This is a genomic window from Bradyrhizobium sp. USDA 223, assembly GCF_044909005.1.
GTDB lineage: Bacteria > Pseudomonadota > Alphaproteobacteria > Rhizobiales > Xanthobacteraceae > Bradyrhizobium > Bradyrhizobium yuanmingense.
On record NZ_JBIYDR010000001.1, the window covers coordinates 7831906 to 7845179 of the forward strand.

12 protein-coding genes are annotated in these 13274 nt (G+C 64.1%); 9 read left to right on the plus strand and 3 right to left on the minus strand.

The features are described from left to right. Window positions 1-55 precede the first annotated feature (55 nt). The 3 genes from ABIA40_RS36475 (at window position 56) to ABIA40_RS36485 (ending at window position 2671) form a co-directional block, all read left to right on the plus strand. On the plus strand, window positions 56-361 hold the full coding sequence (locus tag ABIA40_RS36475; protein ID WP_035998652.1) for a DUF1244 domain-containing protein: 306 nt from the start codon (window positions 56-58) through the stop codon (window positions 359-361). 184 nt (window positions 362-545) lie between these two features. Next, entirely contained in the window at window positions 546-818 is a 273-nt protein-coding gene (locus ABIA40_RS36480) for a DUF2312 domain-containing protein (RefSeq protein WP_018641571.1), read from the plus strand. 86 nt (window positions 819-904) lie between these two features. Further along, window positions 905-2671 (plus strand): adenylate/guanylate cyclase domain-containing protein, encoded by a 1767-nt coding sequence (locus tag ABIA40_RS36485; protein WP_404546033.1) that lies wholly within the window; start codon window positions 905-907, stop codon window positions 2669-2671. A 47-nt stretch (window positions 2672-2718) separates the two neighbouring features. On the opposite strand, the gene ABIA40_RS36490 is transcribed toward ABIA40_RS36485, so the two are convergent. The 3 genes from ABIA40_RS36490 to ABIA40_RS36500 form a co-directional block, all read right to left on the minus strand. Continuing rightward, complete coding sequence (locus tag ABIA40_RS36490; RefSeq protein WP_404546035.1) at window positions 2719-4326, minus strand: DUF882 domain-containing protein; 1608 nt, start codon at window positions 4324-4326, stop codon at window positions 2719-2721. A gap of 284 nt (window positions 4327-4610) precedes the next feature. After that, complete coding sequence (locus ABIA40_RS36495; protein WP_404546037.1) at window positions 4611-6800, minus strand: murein L,D-transpeptidase; 2190 nt, start codon at window positions 6798-6800, stop codon at window positions 4611-4613. 348 nt (window positions 6801-7148) lie between these two features. Then, complete coding sequence (locus tag ABIA40_RS36500; protein WP_271542981.1) at window positions 7149-8645, minus strand: sigma-54 dependent transcriptional regulator; 1497 nt, start codon at window positions 8643-8645, stop codon at window positions 7149-7151. 127 nt (window positions 8646-8772) lie between these two features. Between ABIA40_RS36500 and ABIA40_RS36505 the strand changes: the two genes are divergently transcribed. From ABIA40_RS36505 to ABIA40_RS36530, 6 genes are all read left to right on the plus strand, one after another. Continuing rightward, on the plus strand, window positions 8773-10710 hold the full coding sequence (locus ABIA40_RS36505; protein WP_271542982.1) for a M3 family oligoendopeptidase: 1938 nt from the start codon (window positions 8773-8775) through the stop codon (window positions 10708-10710). An 82-nt stretch (window positions 10711-10792) separates the two neighbouring features. Further along, on the plus strand, window positions 10793-11017 hold the full coding sequence (locus ABIA40_RS36510; RefSeq protein ID WP_035998672.1) for an AbrB family transcriptional regulator: 225 nt from the start codon (window positions 10793-10795) through the stop codon (window positions 11015-11017). Window positions 11018-11029: 12 nt separating this feature from the next. Continuing rightward, window positions 11030-11425 (plus strand): type II toxin-antitoxin system death-on-curing family toxin, encoded by a 396-nt coding sequence (locus ABIA40_RS36515; RefSeq protein WP_271542985.1) that lies wholly within the window; start codon window positions 11030-11032, stop codon window positions 11423-11425. 97 nt (window positions 11426-11522) lie between these two features. Continuing rightward, the gene (locus ABIA40_RS36520) at window positions 11523-11675 is read left to right on the plus strand and encodes an aa3-type cytochrome c oxidase subunit IV (protein ID WP_035998674.1); all 153 of its coding nucleotides are present in this window, start codon (window positions 11523-11525) and stop codon (window positions 11673-11675) included. A 140-nt stretch (window positions 11676-11815) separates the two neighbouring features. Next, entirely contained in the window at window positions 11816-12943 is a 1128-nt protein-coding gene (locus ABIA40_RS36525; protein WP_157288160.1) for a Re/Si-specific NAD(P)(+) transhydrogenase subunit alpha, read from the plus strand. An 11-nt stretch (window positions 12944-12954) separates the two neighbouring features. Then, complete coding sequence (locus tag ABIA40_RS36530) at window positions 12955-13272, plus strand: proton-translocating transhydrogenase family protein (RefSeq protein ID WP_035998681.1); 318 nt, start codon at window positions 12955-12957, stop codon at window positions 13270-13272. Window positions 13273-13274 lie beyond the last annotated feature (2 nt).

A 13274-nucleotide genomic window follows, 5' to 3' on the forward strand; every position in this document is an offset into this window, starting at 1 on the left:
AAGACCCACCTGATCCCGTAACCCTGCCCCGGAACGGACCTTGAGGAAGACAGCCATGGCGATCGACGACAAAACCAGAACGGAGCTCGAGGCGGCCGCTTTTCGGCGCCTGGTCGAGCATCTGCGGAGCCGCACCGACGTCCAGAACATCGATCTGATGAATCTGGCCGGCTTCTGCCGCAATTGCCTGTCCAACTGGCTCAAGGACGCCGCGGACGCCCAGGGCGTCGCCTTGAGCAAGGACGAGAGCCGGGAGGCCGTCTACGGCATGCCCTACGAGACCTGGAAGGCGAAGCACCAAGGCACGGCCACGCCCGAGCAGCTCGAGGCGATGAAGAAGGTCCATCCCCACGGGCATTGAGTTCGCCGGCCTGAGTCGCATCACACAACAGCTTTCTTGCACCCGCCGCAGGAAGGTGTGGGCGCGCTGTGGACGAGCGTGATGCTTGCTTGAACGCTGGGAGCGCCGACCCTAAGGGTCTACCCAGCACGCGCGGTGGATGCCGGCGTCACCTCGTTTTGCCAGTTCCATTGGGAGTACCAAGATGGCCACCTCCGCCGCCGTCCGCGACGACGAGCCTGCGACGAAATTTGCCAAGGACCAGCTCAAATCCATCATCGAGCGCATCGAGCGGCTGGAGGAAGAGAAGAAGGCGATCTCCGACGACATCCGCGACGTCTATGCTGAAAGCAAGGGCAACGGCTACGACGTCAAGGCGCTGCGCACCATCGTGCGCCTGCGCAAGCAGGACCCCAACGAGCGCGCCGAGGCCGAGACCATTCTCGAGACCTACATGCAGGCGCTGGGGATGCTCTGAGGCGCCCCGCCCGGTCGGCGTTGCAGCGCACCAAGCTTGGGCAAAATCTCGGCATCTGCTAGGTTGCTCGGCGAAGGGACCGAGCGATGGATGTGCCGGGACCAGAGCGCAGGCTTGCCGCGGTTCTTGCCGCCGATATGGTCGGCTTCAGCCGGCTGATGGAGGTCGACGAGGCCGGCACCCTTGCGCGCCTCAAGACCCATCGTGTCGAACTCATCGATCCCGCCATTGCCAAGAATCGCGGCCGTATCATCAAGACGACCGGCGACGGCATGCTCGCGGAATTCCACAGCGTCGTCGATGCCGTGCTATGTGCGGCCGAGGTTCAGCGCCGCATGGCGCGGCGCAATGCCGACGTCCCGCCGCCGCGGTGGATCCAATTCCGCATCGGCATCAATCTCGGCGATGTCATCGTCGATCAGAACGACATCTTCGGCGATGGCGTCAACGTCGCGGCGCGGCTGGAGACGCTGGCCGAACCTGGAGGCATCTGCGTCTCGGGCGCGGTGCGCGATCAGGTCGGCGACCGGCTGGACGGCCTTCAGTTCGACGATCTCGGTGAACAGAGCGTCAAGAACATCGCCCGTCCGATCCGGATCTTCCGCATTCGGCTGGCGGAGGGGCCTGCAAGCCTGCCTGACGGGTCCAATCGTGCTCTGACGCCGCCGGGTGTTTCGAAGAAGCCGTCGATCGCCGTGCTGCCGTTCGCCAATATGAGCGGCGATCCGGAGCAGGAGTTCTTCGCCGACGGTCTCACCGAGGACATCATCACCGAACTTTCACGCTTCCACGACCTGCTCGTCATCTCCCGCAACTCGACGTTCGTCTACAAGGGCAAGGCCGTAAAGGTCCAGGACATCGGCCGCGAGTTCGGGGTCGACTATGTCATCGAGGGCAGCGTTCGCAAGGCCGGGGAGCGCGTCCGCGTCACTGTGCAGTTGATCGATGCAGAGACCGACCGCCATATCTGGGCGGAACGCTACGACCGCGAGCTCCGGGATATCTTCGCCATCCAGGACGAGATGACCCGCGCGATCGTGGCGACGTTGCCGGGTCGGGTAGAAGCCGCAACGCACGACCGCACCAAGCGCAAGCCGACCGACAACATGCCCGCTTACGAATGCGTGCTGGCTGCGAAGCTCCTGCATCATCGATCAACCCGCGACGACAACGGTCAGGCGCAGACCCTGCTCAATCGCGCCCTGGCCATGGATCCGAACTATGCCCACGCTCATGCCTGGAAGGCATGCGTGCTCGGCCAGTGCTGGATCTATGGCTGGTGCGCCGACCGCGACGCGACCTTCGAGCAGGTTGCTTCGGAGCTGGAAATTGCGTTGGCGCTCGACGACAACGACGCGGACGTGCACCGAATTCTCGCCGCGCTCAATCTGACGCGACACGACTACGAAAAAGCCACCTATCACCAAGAGCGTGCACTCGCCCTCAATCCAAATTACGACCTTGTCGTCGTGCAGCAGGGAGAGCTTCTGACCTGGCTGGGCCTGCCGGAGGAAGGCATCGACTGGATCAGGAAAGCGATGCGTCTCAATCCCTATCATCCCGAGCGCTTCTGGAGCCATCTGGGCCGCGCCTATTATTGCGCGGAGAAATACGCCGAGGCCGCCGAGGCGTTTTCAAGGATCACGCGCCCCGACTATACCCATCATGCGTTCCTGGCGGCGACGTTCGCGCAGATGAAGAACGCGATCGCGGCCGGCGCTCACGCCGCCGAGGTCTTGAAGCGCGAACCGGGATTCTCGGTGGCAGCTCATCTTGCGACGCTGCACTACAAGCGCGAGCCCGACCGGCAGCGTCACGAGGCCGGCCTCATCGCGGCCGGCTTGCCGGCTTGATCACCCGGGCAAGGACGAACAGAGAGAGTTTTGCGGGTACAGAGGACTCAGCGCAGCGCGGCGGTGCGCATGACGAACGACGTCGTCTCGAGCTTTGCGGTCGCGCTGCCCGAGAAATTGTCGCAGGACAGGCCCTGCATCGGGTCGTCGGAGAAGCCCATCGCGAGCACGGCCTTCGGCTTGACGAAATAGCCGCGCAGCGCCGCGGTATCGAGCTCGCCCATCAGCGTCACCGACATCGCGCGGCTGGCGCTCGGCGACAGCATCACGATCTTGAGCCAGATGCTCTCGCCCTTGGCCGCGGAGAGACGGGTCGCGGTTGCGATCTTGCCGTCGATGCTCTTGCCGACCACCGTGTCGATCTCCGTGGCCTGAGCCAGGCTGCGGGGGCGGGCGGTGCGCGGAATCGGCGCGGAGGCGGCGACGACATTGGCGCGGTCGACCGGGGAGGCCGCTGGCGCGAAAGCCAGGGCTTGGAGGGCCGCGTTGGACACGCTCGCGGTTGGCTGCGGATCGGTGGCCGCGGCCAGCGCCTGGCGCGCCTTCAGCGCGGCGACCTGCGCCGGCGTCGCTTGCTGCGGCGTGGCCGGAACGTCATCCCAAAAACCGCGCGCATTGATGATGTCGGCCGGGGTCTCCGGCTTTCCGTCAACAGGCTTGCCGGTCGCGGGCTTGTCAGCCACGGGCGCGGGCTTCGGCTTGGGCGGCGCAACGATCTGCGCATCGGCCGAGGCGAGCTGGATCGTGGCGGCGATCTGCGGCTTGGCGCGCGGCGTCGGCACCGGCTCGGCGGGCTTGGCGGCGGCTGCGACGACGGTCGGTGCCGCCGGCTTTGCGGCCGGGGCGGGCGCGCCCTCGTCATCCTCGTCGCTGGCGGCCGGAGCTGCCGGCTTGCTCCTGAACAAGGCGGCGAAGAAATTCGGCTTGCTGCCGGCATCGTCGCCGCTGCCGCGTCGCTCGATCTCGGCCTTGGCGAGCTCATAGTTCTTCAGTGGCGTGCCGTCGGTCGGCAGATGCACCGTCTTTCCATCCGGGAATACACGGGCGAGCTGGTCATGCGTCATGCGCGGCCAGTGCCGGACACTGCCGGTGTCGAGATGCACGAAGGGCGAGCCCGAGGTCGGATAGAAACCGACACCGCCGCGCTGCAGGCGCAGGCCGGCGAAGCGGATCTGCTCCAGCGGCACGCCGGGGATGTAGAAGTCCATTGCATGGCCCAGCGTGTGCTGGCTGAAGCGCGCCACGCCGGAGGAGCGTCGGCGGAGCATGGCGTTGGTGGCGGGAGAGCGGTAGGCGGAGATGATCTGGATCGGCTGCTTGCCGTCGACGTCCTTGTAGACTTCCCAGAGGATGTCGAACAGGCGACGGTCCATCACCGTCTGCTCCTGGCTGCGCCAGTCGCGCAGGAAATGGTTGAGCTGCTTCAGCGCCGCTTCGTCGTAGCGCCCGTCGCGCTTGAAGGTGACAGTGAGGTCTTCGCCGGAATGGGTGTGGTGGAACGAGAGCGTCTTGGTCTCGTTCAGCGCGGCGGCGTCATGAACCGAACCGGCCGCCGCAAGCAGCAATGCAGCGGCAAGGCCGATTCGGGACCCGGCCTTCACGCCCGCATGGGACAACGACAGCACAGCGAATTGGCGTGCGAGACAAGTCAGCACGTATGAGCCCACCCAGTCGACGAGCGTTCAAATGGACTCTCCCGCCAACCCCGTTAGCAGCGCGAAAGAGGATGAACGCTTTCTTAAAGCGAGAAGGTTAATTTGAGGTTGACCTTCTCGCCCCCAAACCAAGTCAGAATACGATCCTAAGCGGTTGACTGTGGCAAAAAAACGCCCGCTGCCCGGGTGGACGGTGGGACATGGTTAACGTCAGACGACCCCATCGGGGATGGGGTCGCTGATTTCGTTGCAGAATTTCAGGAAGTCGGAGGGCCGGGCAGGCGTCAGCGGGTAAACACCCGCTGCTGCTGTTGCGGACGGCGGCCGACCGGTGCCGGCGGCACGGCCTGGGTGGGCGCCCCGAACAGCCGCTCGAAGAAGTTCGGCCCGGACGAGCCGAAGCCGCTGCCGTTGTTGGCCACGGCCACGCCCGAGGGCAGCGTCGTCGCCGGACGCGAATAGCTCGGCTGGGAATGTGCCACGACGGCCTCGAGGTCCTTGCCGCGATTGTTCTTCAGGACGTTGATCATGACCGCGTCGCGACCATAGACGTCCTTGCGGAATTGCAGCTTGCCGGCCTCATCCACGAACGCGGTCTGATAGGTGATGTTGACCGGAATCGGCGTCGGGAATTTCAGGTCGATCTCGCTCTTGCCGTACATGCTGCGGATGCGCTCCGGCGTGTACTTCTCGTTCGGCATGACGATGTTGAGTAGAACGGAGGCGTACTGATCCGGATTCTGCACGCGCATGCAGCCATGGCTGAAGGCGCGCTCTTCCTTGGCGAACAAGTGCTTGTCCGGCGTGTCGTGTTGATAGACGAGGAACTTGTTCGGGAAGTTGAAGCGGATGCGGCCGAGCGCGTTGGCTTCGCCCGGCGGCTGCGAAATGTGCACCGAGCCGTCGCGGTTTTGCTCAAGCCTCAGGCCCATGCGTTGAAGCACGGTCGGGTCCTGCTGCAATGCCGGCAGGTACTCGTTGTAAACGATGGATGGCGGCACATTCCAGGTCGGGTTCACCGTGATGTACTTCATCGTCTCGGTGAGGAGCGGGGTGGCTTGCTTGCCCGGCTTGCCGGTGACGACGCGTGTGGTCCAGACCTGCTGGCCGCGTTGCATCACTTTCAAAGTGAAATCGGGAATGTTGAGGATGACATAGGCATCACCCAGCGACGGCGCGCCGAGCTCGCGCGGCAGCCAGCGCCAGCGTTCCATGTTCACCAGCACCACGTCGATCTGCTTGTCGCGCTTGGGGGTGTTGAGCGCCTTCACCGTTTTGTCGTCGAGGATGCCGGTCGCCTTCAACTCAGCGCCGCTCTGGAATTTGCGCACGGCTTCGGCGACCGCCGCGTCATAGCGGGTGTCGCCCGCGTTCTCGGCGAGGCCGAGCTTGGCGCGCAGCTGCGGCACGCGCGGATCTTCCACGACGATCTCGGCCTGCTTCTTGCCGGCCGGGGTGTATTTCAACGCGGGGCCGTCGGCGATCTCGATCGCCGGACCGCTGCCCTGGCCGCGCAGCTCGGCGAGCTTGGCCTTCAGCTCCTTGTAGAGCTTGTGCGGCGGGTTGTAACTCTCGAGCGCCGCGGAGGCGTCCGCCGCCGTCGTAACCTTGGCGAGCACTTCGCCGGGATCGACCGGATGCTCGGGATAGAGAATGTCGCCGCTCGCCTGCGACCAATGCATGCGGCCGCTCTGGGCATGGCGCGCATAGTCGAACATGCTGGCGGTGAGCTTGAGTTCGGCATCAGCCAGCGCATCGGGGGTCGTGGCGGCGAAATCCGGCACCGGATAGTCGGCGGGATTGAGGCCGTCGGAGGCCGCATCCTTGAGCCGCGCGATTACACCCTTGGCCGCGGCAGTCAGGTTGCCGCCTTGCGTCCAGACCGGCGTGTAGTCGCGTGCGCCGTAGAACTTCTCAATCGCTGCACGTTCGTTCTTGCGGTCGAAGTGCCGCGAGGTCTTGGCGCCGATGATGTCCTTGAGCTTGTCCGCGACCGGCTGGTCGGCGGCGGGAACGTTGCTTGCGGCTTTCACCGGCTCGGCGGCCGGAGCGGTCGCAGCAGCCGGAGCGGTCGGTGCTGTCGTAGCGGTGTCGGCCTTGGCGGGCTCGGTCTTTGCCGGTTCCGTCTTTGGCGGTTCAGTTTTGGCTGTGTCGTTCTTGGGCGCGTCAGTGGCAGGCGTAGTGGCGACGTCCGAAGGTCTGGGTGCGGCCGATGGTGCCGCGTCAGCCTTCGCAGACTCCTTGGCGCCGTCCTGAAGCGTCGCGGTGGTGTCGATCTTGATGTCTGCTGCAGTCGGGGGCGGGACGTTTGCGGGCTCGGGGCGCGGGATCGCGGCTTCGATCGCGAGTTCGGCGGCGCTGCTGCGCGGCAGATCCTGCGCCAGGGCCGAGCTGGCCGACACCGTGAGGAAGGTCGCCGCGACCGTCATCAAGACACGGTCAAAGCCCACACGGTGGTTCAAACAGTCAAGCATTGTGTCGCACCCCTCGGGTGAACTGTTCCTTCGTGGAACAGCTTCGTTATCGCTTATTGATGTTTCGGCTAAACCGCGCCGGCCTCTCGAAAGTTGCACGCCTGCACGCAACGATTCTGACGCAGACGATATACAGGCCCCGATTTTGCAGCCAGCGCTACCCGGGACAACTCACGACAAACTGACTTCAAGGGAGCCTCTTGGCAACGGATTGTACGCTTCTGCCACGCGCTTTTCCCTCTGTCTGTCACTTCCAAGTCACGGTTCAAACCGCAGACGAATTCCGTCGTCACGCGAACGGCTTAGAGCGATCTCGCACCGCCGCGCGAAGCTTCGTTCGCACTGGGCTCAATGCGTCTCCTCGCCGCTTTTGCCGCCATGCCCGGGAACCCCGGCCTCGTCGAGTTTGCGGTAGAGCGTCGAGCGGCCGATTTTGAGTCGGCGAGCCACTTCGGACATCTGGCCGCGATAATGCGAGATGGCGAAACGGATGATCTCGTTCTCCATGGCCTCCAGCGGGCGAACATCCCCGGTCGCAGTGAGCATGGACAGCGTTCCCACCGCGGGGAGCGGGGCGATTGGTATTTCATTACCCGACACCAGGGAGGGCGTCGCCGCCGGCTCGAGCAACAGCGGAGCGGTCGGAATATCCGTGACGGGATGCGCCTGCGAGGCCAGCAGGGGGAAGTCGCCGAGACCGAGCTGGTCCCCATCGCTCATCACCACGGCGCGATAGACCGCGTTCTCGAGCTGGCGGATGTTGCCGGGCCAGTCGAGCTGGGCAAGATGGGCCACCACCTCGCCGCTGATCCCCGTGATCGGGCGGTTCTCCTCGGCGGCAAAGCGCGTGATGAAATGCCTGAGCAGGTGCGGGATGTCCTCACGCCGCGCGCGGAGCGAGGGGATCGTCAGTGGCAGCACGTGCAGCCGGTAGAACAGGTCTTCCCGGAAATGTCCCTGCTTCACCCGCTCCAGCAGCTTGCGATTGGTGGCCGAGATGATGCGGACATCGACCTTGACCGGTTTGCGGCCGCCGACCGATTCCACGGCGCCTTCCTGGAGCGCGCGCAGCAGCTTCACCTGCGCCGTCAGCGGCAGCTCGCTGACCTCGTCCAGAAACAGCGTGCCGCCATGAGCCTCGACGAACTTGCCCGTGTGCCGCTCGGTGGCGCCGGTGAAGGCGCCCCTCTCATGGCCGAACAGGATGGACTCGACGAGGTTATCGGGAATTGCGCCGCAATTGACCGCAACGAACGGCTTGGCCTTGCGCTCGCCGCTGCCATGGATGGCGCGCGCGAACATCTCCTTGCCGACGCCGGACTCGCCCTCAATCAGCACGGGGATCGCGGAGTTTGCCGCCTTCTGGGCGGCGCGCATCACGCCCGTCATCGCTTCGGAGCGGGTGATGATGTCGGAGAAGGTGAGCCGTCCTTCGCGGCTGTGACGGATGCGCTGCAATTCGCCCTTGAGCGCGGACGTGTTGAGCGCGTTGCGAAGCGAGACCTGGAGCCGCTCGACGCCGACCGGCTTGACGACGAAATCGGCCGCGCCCGCGCGCATCGCGGAGATCACGTTGTCGATGCCGCCATGGGCGGTCTGCACGATGACGGGGACGCTCAGCCCCGCTTCGCGGATCTTCGCCAATACGCCCATGCCGTCGAGGCCGGGCATCACGAGATCGAGGATGACGGCGTCGATGGTTGGTCCGTCGGGGGCAGTGAGGGCGGCAATTGCGGCGTCACCGGAGTCCACGACGACCGTCTCATAGCCGCATTTCTGCACCATGTTCTCGACCAGCCGGCGGGCTACAGCGTCGTCGTCGGCGATCAAAATACTGGCAGCCATGGTGTTCCCCGCACGCTACTACTATCTGTCTCGAATCGGGGCACTCTGGCCGAAGCCGATTAACGCACGCTTAAACCTTGATGTCCCCGCCTGCCGCCGCGATTGTTGAACACAGGTTTCCCACACAATGAATTCGCGCTCCAAGTCCGCCTTGAACAAGTCTGCCTTGAACAAGACCGCTCTCAAGAAGTCTGCTCCCGGCAAGCCCGCTCCCCGCAAGCCAAGCACCAAAAAATCCGCCGCCAAGGCAAGACCCTCCAAAGCTGCACCCTCCAAAGCTGCGAGCAAGACCGGCAAGCTTCCGGAGTGGAACCTGGCCGACCTCTATTCCGGGATCGCGGCGCCGGAGGTGGCGCGCGATCTCGAAAAGCTGGATGCCAACTGCATCGCCTTCGAGACGGACTACAGGGGCAAGCTGGCGACAGGGACAGCAAACGAAGATGGCGGAAAGTGGCTCGCCGAGGCGGTGCGACGCTATGAGGCGATCGACGATCTCGCCGGCCGTCTTGGCTCCTATGCCGGGCTTGTCCATGCCGGCGACAGTGTGGACCCTGCGATTTCAAAGTTTTACGGCGACGTGTCCGAGCGGTTGACGGCGGCGTCCACGCATCTGTTGTTCTTCGCGCTCGAGCTCAACCGGATCGATGACGATATTTTGAATCGCGCGATGCAGGCCGCCGAGCTCGCGCACTACCGTCCCTGGATCGAGGATCTGCGCAAGGAGAAGCCGTACCAGCTCGATGACAAGCTGGAGCAGCTTTTCCTGGAGAAGGCGCAGACCGGCTATTCAGCCTTCAACCGGCTGTTCGACCAGACCATCTCCGGCCTGCGCTTCAAGGTCGGCACCAAGGAGCTCGCGATCGAGCCGACGCTCAACCTGTTGCAGGACCGTGACGGCTCCAAGCGCAGAAGCGCGGCGGAGGCGCTGGCGAAGACCTTCAAGGCCAATGAGCGCACCTTTGCGCTGATCACCAACACGCTGGCCAAGGACAAGGACATCTCCGACCGCTGGCGCGGCTTCAAGGACGTTGCCGATTCCCGCCATCTGAACAACCGCGTCGAGCGCGAGGTCGTCGACGCGCTGGTCGCCTCGGTTCGGGCGGCCTATCCGAAGCTGTCGCATCGCTATTATGCGCTGAAGGCGAAATGGTTCGGCAAGAAGCGGCTGGCCTATTGGGACCGCAACGCGCCGCTGCCTTTTGCGGCGACCGATGTCATCGCCTGGCCGGAGGCGCGCAGCATGGTGCTGACGGCCTATCGCGGCTTCTCGCCTAAAATGGCCGATATCGCCGAGCGCTTCTTCACCGACCGCTGGATCGACGCGCCGGTGCGGCCGGGCAAGGCGCCCGGTGCGTTCTCGCATCCGACCACGCCGTCGGCGCACCCTTACGTGCTCATGAACTACCAGGGCAAGCCGCGCGACGTGATGACGCTCGCGCATGAGCTCGGCCATGGCGTCCATCAGGTGCTCGCGGCAAAGAACGGCGCGCTGATGGCGCCGACGCCGCTGACCCTGGCGGAGACCGCGAGCGTGTTCGGCGAAATGCTCACCTTCAAGCGGCTGCTGGCCCAGACCAAGAGCGCGAAGCAGCGCCAGGCGCTGCTCGCCGGCAAGGTCGAGGACATGATCAACACCGTGGTGCGGCAGATAGCATTCTATTCCTTCGAGCGTGCGGTCCACACCGAGCGCAAGAACGGCGAGCTCACCGCGACGCGGCTCGGCGAGATCTGGCTGTCGGTGCAGGGCGAGAGCCTCGGGCCGGCGATCGAGATCAAGGCGGGTTACGAGAACTACTGGATGTACATCCCGCACTTCATCCATTCGCCGTTCTACGTCTACGCCTACGCGTTCGGCGACTGTCTCGTGAACTCGCTCTATGCCGTCTACGAGAACGCGGCCGAGGGTTTCGCCGAGCGCTATCTCGACATGCTCGCCGCCGGCGGCACCAAGCACTATTCCGAGCTGCTGCGGCCGTTCGGGCTCGATGCGAAGGACCCGAAATTCTGGGACGGCGGGCTCAGCGTCATCGCCGGGATGATCGACGAGCTGGAGGCGATGGGCTGACGCATTCGCCATCCGTAAAACATCCGTTGAACCGACTCTGTTGGTTGTGTTATACAAGTGTATAACGCGCCGGAGGTCAGCCATGAAAATTGAGATCAAGAAGATCGGCAATTCGGATGGTTTGCTGTTGCCACGCGAGCTGATGCAGCGCCTCGATCTCAAGCGCGGCCAGCAATTGCATGTGGTGGAATTGCCTGGTGGTGGTTTTCAGCTGCTGCCCTACGACCCCGATTTCGAGCGGACGATGGAGATCGCCGACGAGATCATGGATAAGTATCGCGACACGCTCGCTGCGCTCGCAAAATAGCTGGCGATGCGCATGAGCGATCCTCAGGAGCCGCTCTGGGTCACCTACGAGCAGGCTGTCGCAATTCATGGTCGACAGCTCCGGCGCTTCGGCGGTGCGCCGCGATTGCGCGACGAAGGCATGCTGCGCTCGGCGCTGGAGCGCCCGATCAACAAATGGCGCTATGGACAGGCGCCGTTGGACGAACTCGCTGCAGCCTATGCATTCGACCTCGCGAAAAATCATGCATTCGTCGACGGAAACAAGCGCATCGCCTTCATGACCATGATGGCTTTTCTTCGCAAGAACGGCGTAGCTTTCAGCCCCGATCCCGCAGAAGCGACAACGATCATCCTCTCTCTCGCTGCCGGCGAAGTCAGCGAGGAGAGCCTCGCGCGCTGGATCCGGGACAATTGGAATTCCAAATGACCCGATTTGCGGGAAAACCCCGCCTCGGTGCCGTTGCCCTGTCTAAATCTTTCAGGTATCCCAGCCCGAGAATTCGACGTTCGACTGGGGACATTCCATGGCTGACCATAGCGAAGTGGCATACACCACCGCCGACGGCAACGACTACGTTGCCCACGAGCAGACCTATGAGGGCTTCATCAAGCTGGTGAAGTACGGCACGGTCTCGGTCGCGCTCATCGTGATCCTGATGGCGGTCTTTCTGACCTGATCCATCGTCGGCTGCATCCGCCAACGCCGGCGGCTGCTCATTAATTTTGCATACAAGCCGGTTTCAAAACCGGTATCCAAACGTTGCGGGAGTAACGCTAAGTTCGCGTGCGCGCTTTTGTCCGCGTCGCTGGAGGGCCTATGAAGATCGCCGTTGCCAAAGAAATAGATCCGTCGGAGCCGCGGGTCGCCGCTTCGCCTGATACGGTGAAGAAGTTCAAGGCGTTGGGCGCCGAGATCGCCGTCGAGCCGGGTGCCGGCATCAAGTCGGGGCTTCCGGATTCCGAATTCACCGCGGCCGGCGCCACCGTCAGCGCTGACGCGCTCAAGGACGCCGACATCATCATCAAGGTGAAGCGCCCTGAGGCATCCGAGCTGGCGCAGTACAAGCGCGGCACCCTCGTCATCGCCATCATGGACCCCTACGGCAACGATGCCGCGCTGAAGACGATGGCCGATGCCGGCATCGCCGCCTTCGCGATGGAATTGATGCCGCGCATCACCCGAGCGCAGGTGATGGACGTGCTGTCCTCGCAGGCCAACCTCGCCGGCTACCGCGCCGTGATCGAGGGCGCCGAAGCCTTCGGCCGCGCCTTTCCGATGATGATGACCGCAGCCGGCACCGTGCCTGCCGCAAAGGTGTTCGTGATGGGCGTCGGCGTCGCCGGCCTCCAGGCGATCGCGACCGCGCGCCGTCTCGGCGCCGTCGTGACCGCGACCGACGTGCGGCCCGCCACCAAGGAGCAGGTGGAATCCCTCGGCGCGAAATTCCTCGCCGTCGAGGACGAGGAGTTCAAGAACGCGCAGACCGCCGGCGGCTACGCCAAGGAAATGTCGAAAGAATACCAGGCCAAGCAGGCCGCGCTCACCGCCGAGCACATCAAGAAGCAGGACATCGTCATCACCACTGCGCTGATTCCGGGCCGCCCGGCGCCGAAACTTGTCAGTGCCGACATGGTCAAGTCGATGAAGCCCGGCTCGGTGCTCGTCGACCTCGCCGTCGAGCGCGGCGGCAATGTCGAGGGTGCGAAGCCGGGCGAGGTCGTCGATGTCGATGGCATCAAGATCGTCGGCTACACCAACGTCGCCGGCCGCGTCGCAGCCTCGGCCTCCAGCCTCTATGCCCGCAATCTGTTCTCCTTCATCGAGACCATGGTCGACAAGAAGGAGAAGAAGCTCGCCGTGAATTGGGACGACGAGCTCGTCAAGGCCACTGCGCTGACGAAGGACGGCGCCGTGATCCACCCGAACTTCCAGCCGAAGGTTTAAGGAGAGCCGCCATGGAGCACGCTGCACAGGTCGTCGACCCCTTCATCTTCCGGCTGTCGATCTTCGTTCTCGCCGTCTTCGTCGGTTATTTCGTGGTGTGGTCGGTGACGCCCGCGCTGCACACGCCGCTGATGAGCGTGACCAACGCGATCTCCTCGGTGATCGTGGTCGGCGCGCTGCTCGCCGTCGGCGTCGGCATGGTTTCGAGCGGCTCGGGCTGGGCGCGCGGCTTCGGCTTCGTCGCGCTCGTCTTCGCCTGCGTGAACATCTTCGGCGGCTTCCTTGTCACCCAGCGCATGCTGGCGATGTACAAGAAGAAGTCGAAGTAAGC

Bases quoted from the DNA above. Each gene is read 5' to 3' on its own strand.
- ABIA40_RS36505 (WP_271542982.1), top strand. From the start codon at position 8,773: ATGAATTCGCGCTCCAAGTCCGCCTTGAACAAGTCTGCCTTGAACAAG.
- ABIA40_RS36485 (WP_404546033.1), top strand. From the start codon at position 905: ATGGATGTGCCGGGACCAGAGCGCAGGCTTGCCGCGGTTCTTGCCGCC.
- ABIA40_RS36475 (WP_035998652.1), top strand. From the start codon at position 56: ATGGCGATCGACGACAAAACCAGAACGGAGCTCGAGGCGGCCGCTTTT.
- ABIA40_RS36515 (WP_271542985.1), top strand. From the start codon at position 11,030: ATGAGCGATCCTCAGGAGCCGCTCTGGGTCACCTACGAGCAGGCTGTC.
- ABIA40_RS36480 (WP_018641571.1), top strand. From the start codon at position 546: ATGGCCACCTCCGCCGCCGTCCGCGACGACGAGCCTGCGACGAAATTT.
- ABIA40_RS36530 (WP_035998681.1), top strand. From the start codon at position 12,955: ATGGAGCACGCTGCACAGGTCGTCGACCCCTTCATCTTCCGGCTGTCG.
- ABIA40_RS36520 (WP_035998674.1), top strand. From the start codon at position 11,523: ATGGCTGACCATAGCGAAGTGGCATACACCACCGCCGACGGCAACGAC.
- ABIA40_RS36525 (WP_157288160.1), top strand. From the start codon at position 11,816: ATGAAGATCGCCGTTGCCAAAGAAATAGATCCGTCGGAGCCGCGGGTC.
- ABIA40_RS36510 (WP_035998672.1), top strand. From the start codon at position 10,793: ATGAAAATTGAGATCAAGAAGATCGGCAATTCGGATGGTTTGCTGTTG.
- ABIA40_RS36500 (WP_271542981.1), bottom strand. From the start codon at position 8,645: ATGGCTGCCAGTATTTTGATCGCCGACGACGACGCTGTAGCCCGCCGG.
- ABIA40_RS36495 (WP_404546037.1), bottom strand. From the start codon at position 6,800: ATGCTTGACTGTTTGAACCACCGTGTGGGCTTTGACCGTGTCTTGATG.